Genomic DNA, 22,840 nt, shown 5'->3' with positions numbered 1-22,840 from the left:
TGAGTATGGGACACCAGATTGAATATATTACCGAGTTTGATGTGAATCAAACACCTAAAAATTCTATTAAAAATTATTGGTTAAAGGTTACTTCTAACGCAATGGGAATTCCCACGTGTATTCCTGTCATGGTAGCTAGAGGAAAAGAAGATGGTATTGTATTGGGACTTACAGCTGCGGTTCATGGAAATGAATTAAACGGAATATCAGTTATTCAGCGATTGTTTAAAGATTTAGATACAGAAAATTTAAAAGGAACAATTGTAGGAATTCCAGTGGTTAATGTGCCTTCATTTGTTCGAGGGACAAGAGTTTTTAGCGATGGAGTTGATATTAACAGAATTATGCCAGGAAAAGATAATGGAAATACAAGTGAAGTATATGCCAATCGTTTTTTAAATTTGGTAATAAAGAAGTTTGATTATTTGTTAGACCTACATACAGCTAGTTTTGGTAGAGTGAATTCATTTTATATTAGAAGTGATATGAACAATAAAGTCACCAAAAAATTAGCCTTATTACAAGATGCTGAAATTATAGTACATACACCACCATCAGACGGTACTTTACGAGGAGCTGCAGAAGAGTTAGGAATCCCATCTATTACTATCGAAGTGGGTAACCCAAATAGTTTTCAAAAGAAAATAATTAAAAGTGGAGTAGCAGGAGTACATAATGTATTGGCATATTTAGGAGTTACGGATGATGAATATGAAACCTCTAAGAGAAATACAATAGTTTGTAAAAAATCCTATTGGTTATACACACAAGAAGGAGGGTTGCTCACAGTACATGTAGATTTACGAGATATTGTAGAAGAAGGAGATCATATTGCTACACTACGAGATGTGTTTGGTAATAGAATTAAGAAATATTACGCTCCAGAAAGAGGTGTTGTAGTAGGAAAGAGTGTAAACCCCGTAAATCAATCAGGTGGACGTATTATTCATTTAGGGATTATAAAATAACTATCAAAAAGGCTGTTTCTTAACTAAAATATATTTTTTGATAAGAAGCTGAATAAGTTTTTATATTTAATCAAACCAATTTTTTTATTCAAGTTAATATTTGGTATTAACCTATTCTTTTGTTTTTAGTGGTGAAATTTTTTAATAAACTATAATCTAATTAATATTTAAAAGATAATATTATTGCCAGCATTTTTCATAGTTATTTGTTGTAACTTCCAACTAAGTTGATCATTTACTAAATGAATACTGTTTGTCTTCAAGTTTTGTAATTTATTTCTTTTAAGGTTAGAATTTTCAAAATATAAGTAAGCGAGGTATGTGCGGTTTATAGGAAAGTAGATTTCACTTTTTTCTGTAATAATTTCATTTTTTATAACAACAGGACTATCGCTAGTAAACCAAGGTGCGTCATCTGTAGATTTAAGAAATATAATTTTACAACTTTCAATCTTTCTTACTAGATATTCAGCAGAAAAAAGTAACGTGTAACTTATTATATCATAAACTGGAAGGTTAGCTACATCTCTGTAAAACTTTGTAGCTTCTATATCTTTTAAGCTATTTGTATGATGAGCACAAATTTGTTTTAAAAAGTTTGTTTTATTATTGGAATTTAAATTAAAATGCATCATTGAATGCCAGTTATTACTTTTTATAGTGAAGTAGGAAATTATTTGAACTAATTTAGTAAAGGAGTTGTTACGTAAGGTTTGGTAATTATCTAAATCTGAAATTATGTTCAAATATATTGGTTCAATATTATAAATTAATTGTTTAAATAGTTGCTCAACTCTAGAAGTATTATTTTCAAAAAAGTAAATACTATTCTCACTTAAAAAATTATCAATACTTTTTTTTAGAATAAATTTTTCTCCAACTTTTAGAACTGAAATGTTAGGTTTATTATCGAACAAGTATTCAAACTGTTTTAGGTATATTTTTAATACATTGAATTGGTTTTGATCTTTTTGAGGCGTCATAAATACTTAATTATTGCTTTTATATGTAACTTTTTATCAATTTTAGTTTTTATAATGTTGTTTTAACAAAGTCTTTTCGTCAATAATCATTCACATTACAAGGTTTGTAGTCTAAGTAATATATCTTTTGAAATATTTTATTAATTGCGCTCTTTTTCTTACAATTATTTATAAGTTACTTGTATGATTGGGGAGAATTGCTAATTAAATTATAAATTACCTTACTTAAGTTTTTATTTTGAGTAGTAATTGTATAAAAACTATTTACATTTATGATGGCTGTATTAATAAGTTCATTAGTTTTCTTCTCTTTAAATTTTAGATTTAAATTATAATTTTGTTTCCTTTTTTTTATTAAATGCTCGTCAAAACTTTTAAAATTTAATAAAGAGATTGAACAAATAAGATCGTAATTATTTTTAGAAGATGTTTGTTTAGGAATTAAACTTAAATCAGATTTAAATGGTTTCTTAGAAAATAACTCATAATTAAAGTCAACCTTTACTTTTGAATTTTTAAACCTTTTCACTAAATTTTCTTTTAAATCAAGGTAAAAATTAATTAGATGGGTATCGCCTTCAAAAATAAAAAGAATAGAATTTTGAGAAGTTAAATCTGACATTATTTTATATTCAATTAAAGAAACACCAGGCTTAAAGTTTTCTTTTTTTTGGCTAAAAATATTTAGGTTTACAAGAAAAAAAAGAAATAATAAGGCAATTTTTTTCATACAATATTTATTAAACTTGTTATTAATTTGATAAAAAAACAGTTAGCTATGAGGTAAATATACATTTAATTGATTGGATTTATACAATAACAATAGACGACATAAAACTAACGCAATAGAATAAGATATTTTTAAGTAACATAGTCTATATACGTCATTAAAATTAGCAGATAGCATTACTATTATTTATTCTCTAAAAAATAAGTAAATATTATTTTGGTTTATAGGCTTCCAGTTTTTTGCATGGAAACTGTTTTCTTTCCAGTAAATTATAAGATTTATATGGTCTATTTTTATAGAATCCTTTGTTTGTGTTAATAGGTTTAAAGTGTCTTTATTTTGAGTAATTCCATTCATTTTAAAATGCCCATTTATTTTAGAAATAAAATCACTTAATTCTTCTATCCTTTTAATTTCAACCTGTTCACTATCAGCTTTAGTAAGTTTATCCCACTTGTTTTCTAATTACTTTTTTGAGTTACAACTTAATAAACTTAAAGAGAAGAATGCAATTAGTAATGTATTTGTTATTCTCATTTCACACCTTTTTATTTTATCACAGCTGTCATTAATTCTTTTTTTATAAACTCTATAGATTCCGCGTAATAATCATTTCCGTCCCAGTCTCCAATTTCTATTTGAGTTTGCTCATTATGTAAACAAATAACAGCTGGCATAGGCTCTAATTGTATGGCAAAAGATACTTTTCCATCGTCATATATTACATAACTATTTTCGGTCTCAGCTTCTCCCCAAGTAGTCTTTTCAATAAGTTTAGTTGCTTTATAAAACTTTAAATTATTGAAAATTTCAGGTTCATGTTCTTTTAGAATCTGATAAATATCTTTCCCGAATAGCACATACCTAGTTTTAGCTTCCTCATAAGTTTCCTCAATATATTCTTGAGAATCATTTAATAAAAAGTGAGTCATTTCAATAGTCTTGTTTATGGCTTTACAAATAGGGTAGAATCAGGCAACTCTCTTTATATATTGTTGTAAGTTATTTTGTTTAATTTACAAGTGAAAATAATATCAAAAGAGGGTACTACCTTTTTTATTTCTCCTTTTATATTCTTTTGATAAAAAGGCTCTGTTTTTAAGTATATTTTTCCTTTTATAGTTTCGTTTAGCTTATATTCTATAGGTTTTGTTATTGTCAGTTTAATTTCGTCAGTTAAAAGATTAATGTTGTCAAAGAGGTCTTTTTTTTCTTCTTTTGATTTGGAATAAACTTTCTTAGTAGTTGATAAAGATACTTTTCCTGAAATACTATCTTTATAGATTTTTAAAAAGAAACCAACACCTCCTGTGTACCCTTGTCCACCAATAATTTTGATAGTATCATTAGATAAATTACAATTACAAACAGATTTTATGAATTTCATATTTAAGCCTCTTTGAGTTTTAAGAAAAGAAAATAAGTCAGAAGACTTATCATTATAAAATTCATTAACGTTTTTAATATCACGTATATTAAAATTTAATTGTCCAATACTGTGACTTCCATATTGTTTTATTTCCACAATACTGTCAATTTTGGATATAATACTTTTATCAATTAGTATAGGGTTTTTAGTTTTTTTATTACAACTATTAAGTAAGAGTAGACATAATATTAATTTTAGTATTCTCATTTTCTTTAATTTTTGCTAACATGTTTATATACGTGATAAAATTACCAATACGTACTTTACAGAGTAGAATAAATGGAGGATATAGCAATTTTTACTTCTCCAAATATAAAAAAAGGAAGATAAAAAAGTGTAACTTTTTATTGGGACGACACCCCAAGCCTAAGAGGAGTAACTTAAAACAACAAAAAAGATAAAAATAGGTGCGTGTGTAGAAAAATGTTTGTTAGGTGTTGTGAGATATAAAGAGACTATAAAAAAATGAATGCTGTTTAGATAAATGTAAACAGCATTTTGGAGGTGGATTAAATATACATTTAATTCTTTGATTTCATACAAAAAACAATTTTTTTCAAAGTAGTTATAAAACAATTTTTTCAAGAATCTTTTCAGTATTAATATTACTTTTATCAAGTCCACCATAAATATTAAAAGAAATAAGTTTCATACCACAAAAATTAATAATTTGTTGTTTAAAAGTTTTTTTAATCCTACTATTTGCGCCAGTAATTTTATAAATAAAAGAAGGAGCACCGGTTGTAGTATAAACACTTACTTCTTTATTAGATAGTAATCCAACAGGTTTTGAGTTTACATATTTAAAAGCAAATCCTTTAGATAAATTCCATTCAATAAAGTTTTTAAGAATTGAAGGCATACCTCCCCACCAATAAGGAAAAATAAAAATAAGTCGATCAGAATTTTTAATTTTATCTTGATAATATTTCATTTCCTTAGTAATAGGAACATTGTTGGCATTATTAAATGAAAAAAAAGGTTGTTGATTCTTATCCCTATATAAATCAATTATATCAATATTATGTTTTTTTTCATAAGCTTGCTTTAATATTCTTTCAGCCATAGCAAAAGAGAAGCTCTCTTTTTTAGGATGTGCAACGATAAGTAAAATATTCATATTTTAAATTAGGTTTTTTATTATTCTTAATAAGTAATTGTTTAATTCATTTATTTCTTCCTCAGTAAAGTCATTTAGAGCTTTATCTAAAATACTTGAAGCTATATTGTTAGATTTTTCTTTTATATTGATTCCTTCATTTGATATAGAAATTATAGAGTTTCTTTTATCTTCTAAAGAAGTAGTTTTTGTAATTAATTTTAATTTTAATAAACCTTTAATAAGGCTATTAATACTAGATTTATTTTTTAAAGTAATGTCACACAATTCTTTTTGATTTTTTGAATCTGTACTTAAAATTTGTAGTATAATCCATTGTTCAGATGTAATAAATAAGTCTTCTTCAGATAAAGAATTTGTAAGGCTTTTATTTAATAAACGTGATGTTTTACCTATAAGTTTTCCTGTTGTAAATTTTTGCATGATGCAAATCTATAAATAAATGGTTTGAATTAAAACTATTTATTCATAGATAATAAATAGCCATTACTTTACTTAGTATGTAATAGTGTTATTCTTTCTTTAATTTGGTTAAGGTATAGGTTCGTTCTACAGAATCACCTGTTTTACTTGTAACTTGTTCAATTTTATGGATAAGCTCGTCAATTTTTAAGTAAGAAGCACTAACAAGTGTTTCCATTTCTTTTGTACCAAAAAGCTGAAACTTATCACCCACAAAAGGTAAGCTTTTCATAAACTCTTTATTAGCATAGGTTAAAATACAAATACCACTGGGTTTTAAAACGCGTTCAATTTCAGTTATTAGTTTTTGGGGATTAGACCAAAAGTAAACTGTATTTACACTCATAACACGATTAAAAGAATTGTTTTTAAACGGAATTGTTTCTCCGTCATATAAAGAAAATTCAGCTTGTGTAGCTGTATTAATAGCTTTAGCCTCTTTGTGCATTGTCTTAGAAATCTCTAACCCAAAGTAATTTATATTGTTAGCTGTGGCTAATAACTTTTGTAAATGTCCGCAATTGCCATGACCAAGCTCTAAAACTGAGTTATTGTCTTCTAACTCTAAAGAATCAATAGTATTTAAAGTCATGTTAATATTAGTCTCGTTCATGTTTTTTCCAACTTCAACGCCTAATTTTCCTTCAGGACAACTTAATTGTTTTTCTAATTCCTTAATTTCTTCTTGTGTTAATTGCATAGCTTTTTTTAGTTGAGTTTAATACTGGTGTGAAATTATCAAAAATAAACTATACGCCAAAGAAGTAGAAGTATATTAAGATACTAAAAAAATCCCTTTGTAAAAGCTACAAAGGGATTTTATTCTAATATTCAATCTTATCTTCTTTCTCAGACCATTTCTGAAAAGGTTCTAAAGCAATATCGCGTCCTATTTGCTCAAACGGAATACTTCTCTTTTCGTATGGTAACGGAATTTCTTTATAAATAAACTCATCATCAAAACCAATGTTAGCAGCATCTTGTTGATTACTACCGTAAAAAACTTTATCAGGACGAGCCCAGTAAATAGCACCTAAGCACATAGGGCAAGGTTCACAAGAGGTATACACCACGCAACCATCTAACTGAAAAGAACCTATATTTTTACAAGCATCACGAATAGCAGTTACTTCTGCGTGAGCTGTTGGGTCATTGGTAGAGGTAACTTTATTGTTTCCACGGCCTATAATTTCTCCATCTTTTACTACAATGCACCCAAAAGGACCTCCTTCATTGTTCTGCATTCCTTTTAAAGCTGCTTTTACAGCTTCACTCATATATTCTTCGTGTGTATTCATTGTTTAATTTTTTTAAAAAAAGGATTACAAAACTAAGTCTTTTCTTTGGCTCAATTTAATAAATAAAATATTTTTTTAAGTATAAGGTATAAATATTACTTACACTTGGTGTCAAAAAAAAGCTCTTTATAACTGTAATTTAATAGTTTATGGCATCTTTTTAACAAACAAGAATAAAACTACCTAATTTGTAATTATTATTAAAAAATTAAACAATGAAATTAACAGCCAAACTTATTTTAAATGCAATGCTTGTAATGGGTGTTGTGTTTTTGAATTCTTGTAAAAAGAAGAAAAAAGAAAATGATGTTTTAGAACCAATAGCCAAAATGGCTTATAACCAAACAGCCAAAGATAGTTTATGTGAAAGTAATTGGTTTCCTCATACACAAACTCCACCTCCTGCAGAAGGAAAAGGAAGTCCGTTTGATGTATCGAGCACAACCAATGCAATTTTTCACCAATGGTCTTGGCAAAAGTTTTTATGGCTTACAAAACCAACTGAAGAAGTTGTGTTATTGCCTATTATAACACGAGGTGAACCTACACCAATAAAATTAAAGGTAAAAATACCTCTATTTTTAAACCCAAAAGAAATGCATCAAGTAACGGCTCATATGCAAGATGTAAAGCAAAAAGAAGGAGCTGCTTTGGTTTTAGTAGATACTGCTCAGGCAGGATCGGGGGGAACGTTAAAAACAAACCCTGCGTATAACAAAGAAGGGGTTTCAGAAACAGTATTTTACTCAATTCACGTAAGCCCTACGATGAAAGAATCTTCAAGAAAGTATAGAGACTCTATAATTAGCGGAACTTTAAGTGGAAATAACCAAGCATCTTTTCCGGTAGGTTCTTTAGAGTTAAAAGTATCATGGACACCAGTAACTGCAATTGCTGAAGAAGAGATAGGTAATTATTATACTACAGTAGCGGCTTTAAGTAGAGATGGAGAAACATATACGAATACTGAGGTAGCTTTATTAGGAATGCATGTTGTAGGAATTGTAGAAAATCATCCCGAATTTATTTGGGCTACGTTTGAACACGACGATTTAGCACCAAACTACAATTGGAAAGAAAACAAAGCAATTTCTGCTACTGATAAATTACTTTTTGAAAAAATTAGCACTACTGGAATTGATGGAATTACATGGAGTAATGATAGTGTGAAATTACCATACAAAGCATACGATTTATTTAAGTATGGAGTTCCAAGAGATAGTGTAGGAAACTTTATGAAGACAAGTCAAGAAGAACCTATGAACTTTGATAATATAGAAAATCTTAATACTTGTGTAAAAGAAAACTTAACCGATGTATGGAAAAACTATTTTTATAATGGTTCTCTATGGATTGATACTGATGGAATGACTCCTGAACAGCAAACAGCGAAAATAAATAGTTTAGGAAAAAATATAGGAAAGGCAACACCAAAATCTACTTCGTTAGCAAGAGGGTCGGTAAACTGTGCTAATGTTACTATGGAAACCTACACACAAACTTTTAAAAGTAGTTTAAAAGATATTGAAGCAGACAATTTAGCAAACTGTTTTAGTTGTCATAATACAGTTGGTTTTTCAGATAATAAATCACCATTGTATATAAGTCATGTGTTTAACGCTTACTTATTAAGAGGACAAGGAAAAACATTTAATGAAGTTGAAGCTATTAAAGCGAAGCAAGAAGTAGAAGACTTTATGAAAAACAGCTTAAAGTAACGTTTTTAAGATTGACTTTATTAAGAAGCCTCTCCAGTTTGTTTCATTACTGGGGAGGTTTTATTTTTGTTAGTTGTTGGTATGTTTTACCTAAAAGAACAGTCATTCCGAACGATAGTGAGGAATCTCACTCAAAAGAGTTACTCTTATTCTTTTATTGTAAGTCTTTATTTTTGTTTCTTTTTATCCTCATTAAGAGGAAGATATGACGAAGTAATCTGTCCGTAAAACTATCAGCTAATACCTCGTCTTTTCCAAAAAGTAGCTTCTTTCCATCTAGTCTCAGTACTGTAGAAAAAGTTTTTATGTTTTAGATAATGATTCCAAACTTGTTGTAGTTGATTTTCATACAATATATTGAATTTTCCCTCCTTGGTGGAGTCCAAATCCTTAATAAAATCATACTTAATAAGTAGTTTTTGAAGCTGCATTGCATTTGCCATAGCGTTGAACATTCCTTGAGAAGAAAGCGGATCAAAACTCATAGCTGCATCACCCAAAGCAACCCATTGTTTACCTGTTACTTGGTCTAAACGAGTAGAGTTAGCACTTACCGTACCATGAAAGTTAACAGTAGTTTCGTTACCTTCAATTAAAGGCTGAATGAGTTTGTGTTCTTTGGCAAAGGATAAAAATGTATTTACATGCTTAAAAGTGTTTCTATCCACTAAATCAGGATCCGTTTGAAAAGCGATGACCCTTTTATTATCGGGAACTACAGCACTATACCACCAACCTAACTCATTAGCAACAATGGTACTCATGGTATTTTCTTGAGTATTAGGTAAGCTCATCCAGCAAGATATTAACTTATCATACGATGTACGTTGAATACCTAAGCTTTTGGTGAAATGTGATTGTCTACCAGTGGCGTCAATTACGAATTTTGCATGAATAGTATGTGTGGTTCTGTTTTTTAAATCATCAGACTTTGTGGTTATTTTCCAATAATTATTTTCATAAGAGCTATTAGAAAGTCGTGTTCCCCAAATACAATTAACTCCTCTTTTAGCAGCAACATTTCTTAGATATACTTCAAAGTTCTTTCTGTCTAAACTTCTAGAGAATCCATCGGGGTTCCTCATATGGTCAACAATTTGAAGTTGATTATTTCCCCAATAGGATTGCATTCCTAAATTATTACGAAATATGGTTTGTTTTATGGCTTCCGATTCATTTTCTAATAAATCTAACTCTTTTAAAATTCGTTGTGCAGCAGGTGCTAGTGATTCTCCAATTCTATCAACAGGTTCCACTAGTTTATCTAGCAATGTAACATTATAATAATTAACTAAAGAAATGGCGGCAATGCAACCTGCAATGCCACCACCTATAATTAGTATGTCAGTAGTACTAGTATATTCTTTCAATTCGTATATTATTTAGGAATATATCTTGAAAAACGTGTCATCTTCTCAGGAATACCAACTTCAACTCTTTTAGGAGCTGCTTCTTGATGCGAATCAGACTGTTTCATATGATGTAACTTAGAAGCAATTAAATGTATGGTTTTAATAACATTTGGTGTTGCTTTAAAGTCTTTTTCTAGTTCATCTTCCGTTAAGCTTAATAAACTACGCTGAGCATCTTCCAATACAAATTGCTCGTTTAATAAATTATCGTGTGATAGTTTTTCTACGGCTGTATCTATTGTATTTTGAAGTCCTTTCTTTAACGCATGTTTAGCAGTTAAAACACTTTGTAATTCTTTTATGGTAGCTTTTAATAATGTTGCCTCTTGTTCTGGAGTAGGAGTAATACCCACCTGCATTTCTTCAGGGAAATTAGGATCATGCTGAACTCCTGGACGCTTTTGAACCACGGCTAATTTATCAAAATACTTAATCATGCTATTAATTTGATTTGTATAAGTTGGTGCTTGACCATCTAAGGGAAGATTATCTAGCCAATCGGAACGGAAATTAAAGGCTTGAATACGGGTTTCTTCAGATAAATTCGAATCCATTGTTTCTTTATAACGTTCTTCATTCAAAACATTGTTAGGTACTCTAGCAGGCCAAAATGTAGGTAAATATGGGTCGTATTCACTTGTATATCCGTCTCTACAACTTGCCGTATCTGTTTGCCAAGGAATTGCCATCCAACGAGTAATTCCCCCAGCTACTTGTCCGCCTAAAATAGGCCCTTTTGCCAATGGTAATATATCGTTATTCATCATCGGACCATAATACGTGGTATTAACAGGTGGCGTTTTAGGTGCATGTTTAATTCTAAAAGGAGCCATATACATTCCAGACGAACGCATAGGCCACGTCATTTCACAACCAGGATGAAAAGCATCAGCTAAACAAAACTCCATAGCTGCTTTAGTTAACATATCTGGTTGTTCTGAAACAGGAAGCTCGTCTATCGTAGGTGGTTTAGGTACGTGCGGACATCCAGTCATATCAACATAATCAGCATCAAAATCACCTTGTACCCATTGGTCTAAAAACTCCAATTGTAAGTCTGATAAGGTAGCATGTTGACGTACAGAGCCTGTGGAAGGAATGCTGATTGCATCACCATATAGCCAAGGCCATAATTGAGGTGCTTCTGCTCCAGATACATCAAAACGTCGGAAGTTGTTAGAAATCGTTCTTCGCATTTCCATATAGGCAGGTGACGGATTCCCTAATCGTTTTATCCACTCATTAGTGGTGTAGTTGAACTGACCGCCAAAACCAAAAGCTCCAGCAAAACCGGCATTTACCCACTGTAAATCAGTCATACGCTGGAAGATTGGTAAAATATCTTTGGTAAACGATGGCCTTACAGGACGTACCAACATTTTAGATTTTACAGCAACGTCGCGCATTAAATCCCACATCGTACGTACCGATTTTTGCATTGGTGCATAATCTGGCGGAGCACAAATAACCCACGCAGGGTCTACTTTTAATTTTGTTCCTTCGTATTCAACTTCCGCAGTAACAGGACCATCTGAAATGTCATCGTACCAACCTTCGTTATTGGCAAAAGTAATGGCAATATCTCCGTTGATATTTTCCGATTTTCCGTGTCCGCCTAACATGATTAGACGTCCTTTTTCATCCGTACGCATTTCACCTAAGTATACTTTTTTTGAAAGAAATTGCCCTTCAAAGAAAGGGCCTTCGGTAACATTGGTTCCGGTAATAGATTTTGCACCTCCATCAATTAATAAAGAGTTACGGTCTTTTACATCAATATTACGTAACATAGAAGGAGGCATATTAGCAGCTTCAGGAATGTCTAAGGCAATGTTAAATTGATACCAAGACGATTTTTGATTAGCTAAATGGCTATGCCACGTAATTTTTGCATTTTCAGTCGTTAATTCCTTTACTGCTTTTCCTGCAGCATTGAATCCGTAGATTCTAAATTGTGCCGCTTGTCTTTTTAAAGCTCCTGTTTTATCTCGATACGCATACGGATCGGTTTGTGGTTTAGGATTGTCAACCAGTGGACCAATAAAGTATTCGTTTTCACTATTTCCTACACGCATCACGCCAATAGGAGGATAGATACCTGCTTTTACGATAAAGTCACTATTTTCATCGGTGTTACCTTCAAACTGTGGATTGATTTCTTTAGGTTCTTGTAATTGCTGTCCGTTGGCTTGATGACGTGCTTCGGCACTTGCTGCATATACTACTTTTCTTGCTTGTGCGATTGATCCTAAAGGTTCGTGTTGCGGAAGTGTTCTCCAAATATTAAAGGCTAAGTTGCTTCCAAACTCCGCTTGACCAATATTAGCCACATCTTGTTGAGGTAAGTGTAATTTAGCAATGCAGATATACGGACTTTCTTCTGTGCTCCAAACTACCTGTGCATCATCTAAAGGCATGGTAGCATCATTGGTACGCAATTGTATTTCGAAACGGAAAGTAGTTTCTTTAGCTAACAAACGTTGTTGTAAATCTATACCTAAATAATTATTATCGTTAAAAGGAGTTCCTTTATAAGTGTCTTCAGGAACTAAACGATATTTTACAATTTGTGAATCACCTAATTTAAAAGGAAGAATTGCCCAATAGCTAGCACTTAGTACACTAGCTTCTTCTTTGGTCATTGCTTTTAGAATACTGGCTAATTCAGGGTGCTTTGCTATGTATGAATCATAATCGCGGTCAATAACACCAGCAGTTGTAAAGCTACACATTTGTTGTGCATCACGTGCAAAAAAACGGTCGATGTTTTGAAAGATAAAATCGGCATTGGTACCATCTCCCAATAGTTTAGGACCTTCCACACCAAAGAGTTTTAAACCGACTCCTAAGGTGGAATGTAAATCGGGAGAAGTTGGTCCAGTATCACTTGAAAAGCGAACAGCACATTCGTAAGTATCACCAGCAAAAATTCCGATTTTGAATTGTTCTTCGATGTCTTTGTTTACTACAAAACGACCGTAAGCGATACCATGTTGTTTTCTAAATACAGCTCTCTCGGCAGGTTGTTGTCCGTTTTCAATACGGGTTTTTTGCCCCATTTCTACAAACATTTCTTTTAAACGTTGTGTAACTTGGGTAATGTCTCCATCGCAGTTCCAGCATGATGAAGATTGATTTTGTGAGGGGTTTGTCATTTTTTGGTTAGTTTTAGTTTGACATTATATACCTTTAAAAATAAGGAATATAAGTTAGAGTTGGTTTTAAGAAACTCTTAAGCGTTAGGATTTCGAGTATTAGTTGTTGATATTTAGATTTGAGAGGATACTCGTAAAACTCACTGATGTTAGTGACAATAGTAGTTGAATACTTTTTATAGATATAAATAGTAGAAATTCTCTATAGAATTAACGTATATCTTTTGTAGTATGATTTGTTATTTGTACCTTCAAACTTTGAAAAAGCAAAAGTAATCCTCACTACATTCCTTTTATTTTTTTAATAGAGCTAAGAGTACACTACGCATAGGTGTAAAAGTGTATTGTCGTGGTTTATGTGTTCGGAAACACAAAGAGTAATTGTAAAAAAGTAACTACTAAAAATCTAAATAAATAATTATGACAAAGACAGAAAATAATAGGAAAGGGGTAATAGGTATTACCCAACAAGCAAGTTTAATAGATAAGAATATTGGTTCATATAAAGAGCATTTTATAAACGAACATTTTGGATACACCGTAAAATTATCTAACGGAGCAATTCGTATACCAAGAAAAACCGCTGAGGATTATGAGGTACAAAAAGGAATTGTTACTAATGAAAGAATAAAAGAAATAGCTAAAACCTATACATATCAAGAGATATAATTTATTTTAAAAGTTCGTTAAACAGAAAACCATAACATTTTGTTGTGGTTTTCTATTTTTTAAGCTTATTTTGATGATTATTTTGTTCGCTAATACTTAGTTAATCATCGCCCAAAATAAAAAACTAAAGCATCATTTAAAAAGTAAAGTATTCTATGTATGCTTTTACTTTATAATGTGGAAAATTGTTAGTTTATAAATAAAATTTATAGAGTAATGGTTTGAGGGAAAAAGAATCACGGTTTAAAATAATATCCGAAATTGTTAAATTTATTTGCCTTAAGTTTGTTTTTTGAAAAATAATTAATGGTTTTTGCTATAGCAGGGTTTTGTAAGCTGTGCCTAGAGTAAGCTAAACCTACTTCTCTATAATAACGAGGGCCTTTATACGGCCTAGTTTCAAAACCATACCAACCATCAATAAAATACTCAGGTAAAAAAGTTAAACCTAAACCCGCCATTAATAAAGTTAAAGTTTCAGTTTTTGTACTACAATTACCTACAGTATTAATAGTTTTATTAGCAAAATTTAGGATAGAAATACATTGTTTATGAGCTTCACAAGGAGGACAATGAATGAAGTTTTCATCTTTTAAATCTGCTACCAAATCAATTTCGTTTTTGGCTAATAATTTATGTCCATTGGGAATACATAATAAATAATCTTCTTGCCATAGTGGTAAAAACAAATCTTCTTCTTTCTTCCATTCTTTAACTAATAAATTAATCTCATTATTTTCATTACAATGATTTACTGTCCAAAATACATTACTATTTAATTCGTTAACCTTTTTTATAAATTGTAGTTTGTATTCTTGTGGTAAACTATCTGCAATACCAATTTTAACCTCATTTTTAAACGCACTTTTTGTAAATATGTTAGGTAAATCATTTAATTCATTTAAAATTCTTTTAGCTATGGGGTATAGGTAGTGTGCTTCGTTTGTAGGCTCGACACCTCGTTGATGTCTTTTAAATAAAGTACAATTCATTTTACTCTCAAATAATTTTATTCCGTTAGAAATATTAGGTTGAGAAACAAAACATTTATTGGCCGCACGTGTAAGGTTTTTTTCTTCATATACAGCAATAAAAAACTTTAATAAACGCTCTTCCATTATAATTATAAATTATGATTAAGATACAAAAATAGTATTTTGAGTAGTTTTTTTTGAAATGTACCTTTGTAAAAGCTAATAAAATAGTTAGCTAGTAGTAAAGTTGAATTTAAATTAGTATAAAAAATAATTATAACAAAGGAATGATTTATGGAAGATAAAAAATTAGTAGTTATTACTGGAGCTAGTTCTGGTTTTGGGTTAGAAATGGCTAAAATGTTTGCAGAAGACGGATACCCTCTTTTATTATTAGCAAGAAGGGTAGAAAAGATGGAGGCTTTAAATTTACCTCATACCTTGTGTAAAAAAGTTGATGTAACTGATAAAACGGGATTAGAAAAAGCAATAAGAGCGGCTGAAGCTGTTTATGGAGAAACTGATTTATTGATAAATAATGCAGGGGTTATGTTATTAGGATCCATTGAAACACAAAATGCCAATGAATGGCAAAAAATGTTAGATGTTAATGTAATGGGAGTGATGCATGGTATGCAAACGGTAATACCAAGTATGAAGGCTCGTAAAGGTGGAACTATAATAAATTTGTCATCTATGGCAGGCTATCAAGCTTTTGAAAATCATGCAGCATATTGTGCTAGTAAGTTTGGTGTTCGTGGGTTAACACAAACAGCGAGATTAGAGTTATCTCCCTTTAACGTGCGAGTAATAACAATTGAACCTGGTGCGGTTAAAACAGAATTGCTCGAGCATACTACGGATGATACAATAATTAAAGGATATAATGAGTGGAAAGAGAGTGTAGGAGCTGTTAATATTACTGCTAAAGATGTTGCTAAGACTATAAAGTTTGCATATGAGTTACCACAATCTGTGTTGTTAAGAGAAATTGTTATTTGCGATACTATGCAAGATGCTTAGTCTTTTCTTTTAGGGTAACATTATTTTAGAATGAGATAATACAATATAATATGCAATAAAAAAACCACAACATTTTGTTGTGGTTTTTTTATATCTATGGTAAGTAAAGCTTTTATGATTTTAAGCTACCTGTCATATCTTCTGGTTTTACCCATTCGTCATACTGTTCTGGAGTTACGTATCCTAAACGTACTGCTTCTTCTTTTAAAGTAGTTCCGTTTGCGTGTGCTGTATTTGCAATCTCAGCAGCTTTGTAATATCCAATTTTAGTATTTAATGCCGTAACTAACATTAATGAGTTATTTAATAACTCAGTGATTCTTGTTTGGTTTGGTTCAATACCAGCAGCACAGTTTACATCAAACGATACACAAGCATCCCCAATTAATTGAGCCGATTGTAATACGTTAGCTGCCATCATAGGTTTAAAAACGTTTAATTCGTAGTGACCTTGAGTACCACCAACAGTTACCGCAACATCGTTACCCATTACTTGTGCACAAACCATAGTCATAGCTTCTGCCTGAGTTGGGTTTACTTTTCCTGGCATAATAGAAGATCCTGGTTCATTCGCAGGAATAATGATTTCTCCAATTCCTGAACGAGGTCCGGAAGCCATTAAACGAATATCATTTGCTATTTTATTTAATGAAACGGCTAATTGTTTTAGCGCTCCGTGAGTTTCAACTAATGCGTCATGAGCAGCTAAAGCTTCAAATTTATTTTCAGCAGTTATAAATGGTAATCCTGTAAACTCAGCAATGTATTTAGCAACTAACACATCGTAACCAGCAGGTGTATTTAATCCAGTTCCTACCGCTGTTCCACCCAACGCTAATTGTGCTAAATGTGCTAAGGTGTTTTTTAAAGCGTTTAACCCGAAGTTTAATTGAGCAACATATCCAGAAAACTCTTGACCTAAGGTTAGGGGAGTAGCATCCATTAAATGTGTACGCCCAATTTTCACCACATCTTTAAAAGCTTCAGCTTTTGTTTGTAAAGTATCACGCAATTGTTCAACACCAGGAATGGTTACTTCTACAATTTTTTTGTAGGCAGCAATGTGCATTCCAGTAGGGAAGGTATCGTTAGAAGATTGCGATTTGTTTACATCGTCGTTTGGTTGGATGGTTTTTTCACCTTCACCAATTACATTCCCAGCGATTTCGTGAGCACGGTTAGCAATAACCTCGTTTACATTCATGTTAGATTGTGTACCAGAACCTGTTTGCCAGATTACTAATGGGAATTGGTCGTCGTGCTTTCCAGCTAATATTTCATCACATACTTGTGCAATCAAATCACGTTTTTCAGTAGCTAATACACCTAACTCAGCGTTAGTGAAAGCAGCTGCTTTTTTTAAGTATGCAAATCCATATACAACTTCTAATGGCATAGAGGCAGCAGGACCAATTTTAAAATTGTTACGAGAACGCTCGGTTTGTGCTCCCCAATATTTATCAGCAGGAACTTCTACTTGTCCCATTGTATCTTTCTCAATTCTATATTTTGTCATTTGGAATGATTTAAAATGCTTAAAATTAATGATGTTCAAAATTACAAATTCTAATAGTTTTTAATAGTGATTTTTATCAGATTTTATTGGAGGAAAAGAAAAATAGTTATAATTTTGTGGCATAACAATTATTAATAAGAAACAAATGTTAGATTTTTCAGAATTTTCAGGATTGGTATTATTCATGTTTATTTTTACAGCTGGATTTTGGTTGTTAATTTTCTTATTAACATTTGTAGTTCCTTACTGGATTGGTGGAACTATCTGGGAAAACATGAAGTTGAAAAGAGAAGCTAAAAAAGCTGCTGAAGAAGGTAAGTAAGCTTTTAATATGATATAATAAAAAAGCTCGCAATTTTGCGAGCTTTTTTTATTTATAAAGTTTTTACGATTTTAACTAAGTTGTTATAAAATCCAACTTAGTTAAAAATAACATGGAGAGTTAAAAATTTATAATAAAAAAATAGGAAGTGTTTTTAACTTCCTATTCTTATTTTTCGTCTTGATTTAGTTTAGCCCCCAAAATCTTCGCCACCACCGTCAAATTCACGTTCTGGACGCTCTCTTTTTTTCTTTTGGTTAAAGCGATAGGTAAAGCTTAATGTTATTTGACGCTCACGCCATTGGAAAGAACCGTCGTTAATAGTGTTAAGTAATCCCTCATCATCATATAGAAAAGTAGTGCTTTCTCGCTTACGAGTGTTAAATAAATCGCTCACATTTAATACCAATGAAGCTTTTTCTTTAAACAAGTCTTTACTCAGGGCAAGGTTAGCAGAAAACATTCCTTTTCTATTATCTTGAGCTGTTGCTTGTGCTCCACGATACATTAAGCGTGTTTGCCATTGTAGTTTCCAAGGTAAGGTAATCCTTGAGTTAAAACGTGCAAACCAGCTACTTTCATTTACCTCGTCTAAAGGGGTTGTTACTTGGTCTCCATTAGCAGCGGTATATACGTATGTAAAAGCATCTGTATTAAATTTAAAGTAATTAAATGAAGCTGATAATCGTACCTTTTTAGTAGGATTATAGTTAGTTGTAAATTCAAACCCATAACGACTTTCATTGTTAAGGTTCACTGGTTGTCTAACTGTTACGTTAGTTGTTTCTCCTTCTATAACTCTTTGTTCTAAAATAGATACACCTTGCATAATATCGGTAGAGTATTGATAATATAAAGAAGCTCCTAAGTTTAGCTTACTTATACGTGTGTTATAGCCAAAGTCTACAGAGTTAGTAAAGGTAGGATCTAAGTCAGGATTTCCTCTAAATACATTGGTTGCAGAACTTCTGGTTTCAAATGGGTTTAAAAACCAATGACGTGGTCTACGTAACCTTCTACTATACCCTAATGAAATGTTATCACTATCATTGATTTCATACCCTAGGTTTACTGTTGGAAACCACTCTGTATAATTCTTTTCTTTAAACTGGTCGGTTGTAAACACCGTTAAATCAATATCAGTAACTTCTGCTCTTAAACCTAATAGATATGAAAACTTATCAACTTTACTTCCAAACTGAGTATAGAACGCATAAATATTTTGTTTGAATTCAATTGCATTTGAAGGATCGTTCGGTAATGGATTTCCAAGGGCATCACGTACTCTAAAATCTGAATTTAAATCTTGTAAGGTGACTTTGTGTCCAGCTTCAAACTGACTTTTTTCTCCAATAGGTAGTACATAATCTATTTGAAAAAGGCGATCTTTAGATGTTGTTGTTTGTCTATTTCGTTCAGAAAGGTTTCTGTCAACAAAAATATCGGCAGGCTCAAATTCATCACTTTCACCGTATTGTAAATCTATAATTAGTTTTTGTCCTTTATCATCAATATTATTTGTATAGTTTAAAGAGTATTGTATATCTGTATTTTCTTCTTTCTCGTTTTCTATTCTTACCTGTTCTTTCGTTATAACTCTATTACTATCAAAAAAAGTGGTGTTGTTGGTAGCCACATCATCGTCTTTAGAATCTCTATAAAAGAAAGTTCCGGTAATAGAACTTTTATCATTAATGTAGTATTCTAACCCTAAGGATCCGTTATAGTTATTACTCTTTCTATCAAAAACTCTATCTTCATCTCTATAACTAGTAATATCACCATCTTTGTTGAAGTTTGTGAAAAAACTATTAGAGTTACCAGGTCCGTTTCTGTAGGAATAAGCTAGGTTTGAAAAGAGATTAAACTTTTTTGTTCTGTAATTAAGATTTGGAGAAATACTTACCATATCAGGATTTCCTAAAGTTAGGTTTACAGAGCCATTAAAACCTGTGATTTTTCCTTTCCTAAGAATAATATTTAAAATACCAGCTGTACCTTCAGCGTCGTAACGAGCAGAAGGAGAAGTGATAACTTCTACTTTTTCAATAGCGTCTGCAGGTAAATTTCTAAGAGCGTCTGTTCCTGTTAAGCCTACTAAAGCAGAAGGTTTACCGTCTATTAAAATACGAACATTTTCGTTACCGCGTAGACTAATAGCTCCTTCTGCGTCTACATTAACAGAAGGGACGTTATCTAAAACATCAGATGCATTTCCTCCTTTTACAGTCATATCTTTACCAACGTTGTATATTTTTTTATCTAAACGTATTTCTACTGTCGATTTTTCTGCTATTATTTCAATTTCATCTAATGTCTCTGCGTCTTCGGATAGTAATATATTTCCTAAGTTTTTATTTTGACTTAAATCATGATTTCCTAAACTTTTAGTTTTGAACCCTATAAATTCAACTTTTATATTGTACGTGCCAGATGAAGCATCGATTGAGAAGTTTCCGTTAACGTCTGTAACACCTCCAATAACTTGGTTTGTGTTGGTGTTTGTTAATACTAAAGTTGCATATTCCAAAGGTTGCTTAGAGTTTGTTTCTAAGACCTTACCCGTTAAAGTAATTTTAGAAGCGATACCTTTTGTAGTACGCTGAGCAACAGCTGTAAAACTAATAAGTAAAATAAAAAGTAGTGTAAGTTTTTTCATCATGTTAATTTATAAAGCTTGTTTGACAACAAATCTGCCTAAAAGTTTAATGGAGGTTAGTTAAAAGAATGTTAAATAGAATTATCTTGTTTTCCTAAAGTATCCATAAATGCTTTTTTTATGATTTTTATCAAGTAGTTGTAGTTTTTTTTGTGTAGATAGAGATAGTTTTTTAAACTCTTTGTTGCTTATTATGAGTCTAAAAGAATTGGTATTAAAGGTTGTTTTCTCAAGTAATTTTTCGGTTGAAATACTTTTTATTTTTCCTTCTGAATAAAATTGACTAGAGTAGCTTTTTTCTTTAAAATGAAAGGTTTTATTGCCTACTAGTACATTGTTTTCTATTAAATATTTATCTGTAGGAGCAAAGTACCTTGTGTATTTTAAAATGCTAGCAGGAATGATTAAGATTAGTGATGTAATGGGAATAATTAATGCTAATTTTAAAAGTAGCTTTTTTTTCTTAAAGGTATGAAACCAATGAGTAATTAAAAGAGCTATTGGAACCATTGTAGGTAGAATATAAGGATGTATAAGACTTTTAGAAAAAGTAAAAAAGAGGGGAGTCCAAAATAGCCAAAGAGTTAAAAAACAGACCCACTTATTTTGAAAGAGTATTTTGCGATTTTTCCATAGTTTGTACAATGTTATTTGAATCCATTTAAGAGCAAAGAATAATAAGAAAACCCATATAACTCCTATAGGTTGTGATTTTGGAAATCCATATTTATCTCCTGACCAACTTGAATCAAAAAAACGTTTAAAGTGCTCGCCGATAATAAAGTAATTTATAAAACCAGGAGAATTTATTTCAGCTAATATATACCAAGGTAGTGCAATAGCTAAAATAAGTAGTACCCCAGTTGTCAAATGAACTCTCTGTAGAAAGATTCTTGTTTTTTTATAAATAAGAATCCAAATAAAAATTGGAGGAATCGTAAGAATTAAAACGATAGGTCCTTTAGCTAATAAACCAAAGCCAAGACCAATAAATAAAAGGTATTTCCAATACCATTGTGCTTTATTTTGCATCGCTTCCCAAAAACTAAGCATAGTTAAAGTGATACAAAAAGCCAAAGCTGTATCAGTAGAAACAACACCAGCATGTAGTAAAAATTCTGGTGTAGTGAGTAATATAAATCCTGGAAGAAAAAAAGGATGTTGTACTCTTTTCGCATATTTACCTACTAAAAAAATCATAACTATAGTTAATAGTAAATAAGGAAATCTGGCTGTAAATTCATTTACACCAAAAATATTAAAACTCAGAGCTGATAACCATGTAGATAGGGGAGGTTTTGCCCAAAAAGGGATTCCATAATCTATTTGGGGAGTAATCCAATTACCTGTTTCTGCCATAATACGGGCAATTTCAGCATAGCGTGCTTCCGTTTTATCCATTAATGGAAGTACAGAGTTAAGGTATACTCTTAAAATTAATAACCCTATAACGGCATACCTAAAAAAAATGTGTTTATTTAAGTATTGTTTCATGTTGTATAACAAGTTGTTTGCGATTATTTTTATAAGTTTTACCAATGTTTCGTAAATCAATCCAGAGTTTAAAGAAGTAGCTTAATGGAATTTTTGAACTATCAGTATCATGCCAAGATTGTAAAGGAATTTCTTTAGCAAGAAGCTTTAATTGATTTCTTTCATAAATAGTTATTAATCGATGGAATAATTCGACGTCGAATAACCAACGAGAAATAAATTTATCTTGGAAAAGAAGAAAGCTTAGTGATTGTTTAAAGACTTTGCAACCGCACTGTGTATCGTATACTTTTAATTGGAGTTGTTTAGAGATAAGGGTAGCAATAGTTCTACCAATTAAAAAACGATATAATTTTCTTTGAATGGTGCTGTCTAATTTTGCAATACGAGATCCAAAAGCAAAATAAGTTGTTTCAGAAATGTTTTTACTAATATGAACACACTCTTCTAATGAGGTTGATAAATCAGCATCTAAATAAGCAATCTTTTCAGTATGAAATTTATTTACACATTGTAAAACACCAGTTCTAATAGCTTCTGCCTTTCCTAAGTTTTTAGGTTGATTCATTAAAAATACTTGAGTAGGAGTATAATTTTTGATTTTCTCTAAAACTTGATTTGTAGTGTCTGTAGAACCGTCGTTGACAAAGTATATAAGAACATTCTTGTGGTTTTGTAGGAAATTTGTATAAGAATTGACCTTAAGTCGTTTGGCTTCATTGTAACAGGGAATTACAATAACTAAGTTAAAATTTGTATTCATGTTTAATAATTTAAGTAATAATGTTACATAGATTTAGATTTTTAGAAATATGATTTTTATCCTCAAAAATTTATATAGTAGCTATTACTTTATTGACACCTTTAGAGGATTTAATATCCCGAAGTATGCTTAGAAAATTAAGAGC

General features: G+C 31.1%; 21 protein-coding genes. 5 read left to right on the top strand and 16 right to left on the bottom strand.

Going from position 1 to position 22,840, the window contains the following annotated elements; all coding sequences use genetic code 11:
* The first annotated feature begins 5 nt into the window (after positions 1-5).
* Complete coding sequence (locus ABMY20_RS06410; protein ID WP_349264889.1) at positions 6-968, top strand: succinylglutamate desuccinylase/aspartoacylase family protein; 963 nt, start codon at positions 6-8, stop codon at positions 966-968.
* 167 nt (positions 969-1,135) lie between these two features.
* Here ABMY20_RS06410 and ABMY20_RS06405 read toward each other — a convergent pair whose 3' ends face one another.
* The 9 genes from ABMY20_RS06405 to ABMY20_RS06365 all read right to left on the bottom strand — a co-directional run bounded on the left by ABMY20_RS06405 (position 1,136) and on the right by ABMY20_RS06365 (position 6,990).
* The gene (locus ABMY20_RS06405) at positions 1,136-1,951 is read right to left on the bottom strand and encodes a DUF4238 domain-containing protein (protein ID WP_349264888.1); all 816 of its coding nucleotides are present in this window, start codon (positions 1,949-1,951) and stop codon (positions 1,136-1,138) included.
* Positions 1,952-2,126: 175 nt separating this feature from the next.
* Positions 2,127-2,681, bottom strand: a complete 555-nt coding sequence (locus tag ABMY20_RS06400) for a hypothetical protein (protein ID WP_349264887.1) — start codon at positions 2,679-2,681, stop codon at positions 2,127-2,129.
* Between the two features lie 186 nt (positions 2,682-2,867).
* Positions 2,868-3,038, bottom strand: coding sequence for a hypothetical protein (locus ABMY20_RS06395; RefSeq protein WP_349264886.1), 171 nt, complete (start codon positions 3,036-3,038; stop codon positions 2,868-2,870).
* A gap of 191 nt (positions 3,039-3,229) precedes the next feature.
* Positions 3,230-3,613 carry a hypothetical protein gene (locus tag ABMY20_RS06390; RefSeq protein WP_239179457.1) on the bottom strand — a complete coding sequence of 128 codons (384 nt, stop codon included), beginning with the start codon at positions 3,611-3,613 and terminating at the stop codon, positions 3,230-3,232.
* A 53-nt stretch (positions 3,614-3,666) separates the two neighbouring features.
* Complete coding sequence (locus ABMY20_RS06385) at positions 3,667-4,206, bottom strand: hypothetical protein (protein ID WP_349264885.1); 540 nt, start codon at positions 4,204-4,206, stop codon at positions 3,667-3,669.
* 469 nt (positions 4,207-4,675) lie between these two features.
* On the bottom strand, positions 4,676-5,230 hold the full coding sequence (locus ABMY20_RS06380; RefSeq protein WP_239179461.1) for an NAD(P)H-dependent oxidoreductase: 555 nt from the start codon (positions 5,228-5,230) through the stop codon (positions 4,676-4,678).
* 3 nt (positions 5,231-5,233) lie between these two features.
* The gene (locus ABMY20_RS06375) at positions 5,234-5,653 is read right to left on the bottom strand and encodes a MarR family winged helix-turn-helix transcriptional regulator (RefSeq protein WP_349264884.1); all 420 of its coding nucleotides are present in this window, start codon (positions 5,651-5,653) and stop codon (positions 5,234-5,236) included.
* An 88-nt stretch (positions 5,654-5,741) separates the two neighbouring features.
* On the bottom strand, positions 5,742-6,392 hold the full coding sequence (locus ABMY20_RS06370) for a class I SAM-dependent methyltransferase (protein ID WP_239179465.1): 651 nt from the start codon (positions 6,390-6,392) through the stop codon (positions 5,742-5,744).
* Between the two features lie 124 nt (positions 6,393-6,516).
* A complete protein-coding gene (locus ABMY20_RS06365; protein ID WP_159616026.1) occupies positions 6,517-6,990 on the bottom strand; it encodes a nucleoside deaminase in 474 nt (157 codons plus the stop codon).
* A gap of 215 nt (positions 6,991-7,205) precedes the next feature.
* Between ABMY20_RS06365 and ABMY20_RS06360 the strand changes: the two genes are divergently transcribed.
* Positions 7,206-8,708 carry a hypothetical protein gene (locus tag ABMY20_RS06360; protein WP_239179467.1) on the top strand — a complete coding sequence of 501 codons (1,503 nt, stop codon included), beginning with the start codon at positions 7,206-7,208 and terminating at the stop codon, positions 8,706-8,708.
* 233 nt (positions 8,709-8,941) lie between these two features.
* Here ABMY20_RS06360 and ABMY20_RS06355 read toward each other — a convergent pair whose 3' ends face one another.
* Positions 8,942-10,078: a tryptophan 7-halogenase gene (locus ABMY20_RS06355; protein WP_349264883.1), complete on the bottom strand. Its 1,137-nt coding sequence runs from the start codon at positions 10,076-10,078 to the stop codon at positions 8,942-8,944.
* A gap of 8 nt (positions 10,079-10,086) precedes the next feature.
* The gene (locus tag ABMY20_RS06350) at positions 10,087-13,275 is read right to left on the bottom strand and encodes a LodA/GoxA family CTQ-dependent oxidase (protein WP_349264882.1); all 3,189 of its coding nucleotides are present in this window, start codon (positions 13,273-13,275) and stop codon (positions 10,087-10,089) included.
* 420 nt (positions 13,276-13,695) lie between these two features.
* On the opposite strand from ABMY20_RS06350, the gene ABMY20_RS06345 reads away from it, so the two are divergent.
* The gene (locus ABMY20_RS06345; protein WP_047789036.1) at positions 13,696-13,944 is read left to right on the top strand and encodes a hypothetical protein; all 249 of its coding nucleotides are present in this window, start codon (positions 13,696-13,698) and stop codon (positions 13,942-13,944) included.
* Between the two features lie 236 nt (positions 13,945-14,180).
* Here the strand turns inward: ABMY20_RS06345 and ABMY20_RS06340 are convergent, their stop codons facing one another.
* On the bottom strand, positions 14,181-15,062 hold the full coding sequence (locus ABMY20_RS06340; protein WP_073183662.1) for a LysR family transcriptional regulator: 882 nt from the start codon (positions 15,060-15,062) through the stop codon (positions 14,181-14,183).
* Positions 15,063-15,212: 150 nt separating this feature from the next.
* On the opposite strand from ABMY20_RS06340, the gene ABMY20_RS06335 reads away from it, so the two are divergent.
* Positions 15,213-15,941 carry an SDR family oxidoreductase gene (locus ABMY20_RS06335; protein WP_167713673.1) on the top strand — a complete coding sequence of 243 codons (729 nt, stop codon included), beginning with the start codon at positions 15,213-15,215 and terminating at the stop codon, positions 15,939-15,941.
* A gap of 112 nt (positions 15,942-16,053) precedes the next feature.
* On the opposite strand, the gene fumC is transcribed toward ABMY20_RS06335, so the two are convergent.
* Positions 16,054-17,457, bottom strand: a complete 1,404-nt coding sequence (gene fumC / locus ABMY20_RS06330) for a class II fumarate hydratase (RefSeq protein WP_047789033.1) — start codon at positions 17,455-17,457, stop codon at positions 16,054-16,056.
* A 145-nt stretch (positions 17,458-17,602) separates the two neighbouring features.
* Here fumC and ABMY20_RS06325 point away from each other — a divergent pair, with 145 nt between their 5' ends.
* Positions 17,603-17,779 (top strand): hypothetical protein, encoded by a 177-nt coding sequence (locus ABMY20_RS06325; RefSeq protein WP_164505156.1) that lies wholly within the window; start codon positions 17,603-17,605, stop codon positions 17,777-17,779.
* A 190-nt stretch (positions 17,780-17,969) separates the two neighbouring features.
* Here ABMY20_RS06325 and ABMY20_RS06320 read toward each other — a convergent pair whose 3' ends face one another.
* The 3 genes from ABMY20_RS06320 to ABMY20_RS06310 form a co-directional block, all read right to left on the bottom strand.
* On the bottom strand, positions 17,970-20,441 hold the full coding sequence (locus tag ABMY20_RS06320) for a TonB-dependent receptor (protein WP_349264881.1): 2,472 nt from the start codon (positions 20,439-20,441) through the stop codon (positions 17,970-17,972).
* Between the two features lie 78 nt (positions 20,442-20,519).
* A complete protein-coding gene (locus ABMY20_RS06315) occupies positions 20,520-21,932 on the bottom strand; it encodes a glycosyltransferase family 39 protein (RefSeq protein WP_349264880.1) in 1,413 nt (470 codons plus the stop codon).
* Positions 21,913-22,695, bottom strand: a complete 783-nt coding sequence (locus ABMY20_RS06310) for a glycosyltransferase (RefSeq protein ID WP_349264879.1) — start codon at positions 22,693-22,695, stop codon at positions 21,913-21,915. Before ABMY20_RS06310 ends, ABMY20_RS06315 begins: the two co-directional genes overlap by 20 nt.
* Between the last annotated feature and the right edge of the window lie 145 nt (positions 22,696-22,840).

Origin of the sequence: Tenacibaculum sp. SSH1-16, assembly GCF_040104435.1 — a bacterium.
Taxonomy (GTDB): Bacteria; Bacteroidota; Bacteroidia; order Flavobacteriales; family Flavobacteriaceae; genus Polaribacter; species Polaribacter mesophilus.
The sequence above is the reverse complement of the archived record's forward strand: the minus strand, read 5'-3'. Positions and strand labels throughout refer to the sequence as shown.

Bases quoted from the DNA above. Each gene is read 5' to 3' on its own strand.
- ABMY20_RS06410 (WP_349264889.1), top strand. From the start codon at position 6: ATGGGACACCAGATTGAATATATTACCGAGTTTGATGTGAATCAAACA.
- ABMY20_RS06405 (WP_349264888.1), bottom strand. From the start codon at position 1,951: ATGACGCCTCAAAAAGATCAAAACCAATTCAATGTATTAAAAATATAC.
- ABMY20_RS06400 (WP_349264887.1), bottom strand. From the start codon at position 2,681: ATGAAAAAAATTGCCTTATTATTTCTTTTTTTTCTTGTAAACCTAAAT.
- ABMY20_RS06395 (WP_349264886.1), bottom strand. From the start codon at position 3,038: ATGAATGGAATTACTCAAAATAAAGACACTTTAAACCTATTAACACAA.
- ABMY20_RS06390 (WP_239179457.1), bottom strand. From the start codon at position 3,613: ATGACTCACTTTTTATTAAATGATTCTCAAGAATATATTGAGGAAACT.
- ABMY20_RS06380 (WP_239179461.1), bottom strand. From the start codon at position 5,230: ATGAATATTTTACTTATCGTTGCACATCCTAAAAAAGAGAGCTTCTCT.
- ABMY20_RS06375 (WP_349264884.1), bottom strand. From the start codon at position 5,653: ATGCAAAAATTTACAACAGGAAAACTTATAGGTAAAACATCACGTTTA.
- ABMY20_RS06370 (WP_239179465.1), bottom strand. From the start codon at position 6,392: ATGCAATTAACACAAGAAGAAATTAAGGAATTAGAAAAACAATTAAGT.
- ABMY20_RS06365 (WP_159616026.1), bottom strand. From the start codon at position 6,990: ATGAATACACACGAAGAATATATGAGTGAAGCTGTAAAAGCAGCTTTA.
- ABMY20_RS06360 (WP_239179467.1), top strand. From the start codon at position 7,206: ATGAAATTAACAGCCAAACTTATTTTAAATGCAATGCTTGTAATGGGT.
- ABMY20_RS06350 (WP_349264882.1), bottom strand. From the start codon at position 13,275: ATGACAAACCCCTCACAAAATCAATCTTCATCATGCTGGAACTGCGAT.
- ABMY20_RS06345 (WP_047789036.1), top strand. From the start codon at position 13,696: ATGACAAAGACAGAAAATAATAGGAAAGGGGTAATAGGTATTACCCAA.
- ABMY20_RS06340 (WP_073183662.1), bottom strand. From the start codon at position 15,062: ATGGAAGAGCGTTTATTAAAGTTTTTTATTGCTGTATATGAAGAAAAA.
- ABMY20_RS06335 (WP_167713673.1), top strand. From the start codon at position 15,213: ATGGAAGATAAAAAATTAGTAGTTATTACTGGAGCTAGTTCTGGTTTT.
- fumC (WP_047789033.1), bottom strand. From the start codon at position 17,457: ATGACAAAATATAGAATTGAGAAAGATACAATGGGACAAGTAGAAGTT.
- ABMY20_RS06325 (WP_164505156.1), top strand. From the start codon at position 17,603: ATGTTAGATTTTTCAGAATTTTCAGGATTGGTATTATTCATGTTTATT.
- ABMY20_RS06320 (WP_349264881.1), bottom strand. From the start codon at position 20,441: ATGATGAAAAAACTTACACTACTTTTTATTTTACTTATTAGTTTTACA.
- ABMY20_RS06315 (WP_349264880.1), bottom strand. From the start codon at position 21,932: ATGAAACAATACTTAAATAAACACATTTTTTTTAGGTATGCCGTTATA.
- ABMY20_RS06310 (WP_349264879.1), bottom strand. From the start codon at position 22,695: ATGAATACAAATTTTAACTTAGTTATTGTAATTCCCTGTTACAATGAA.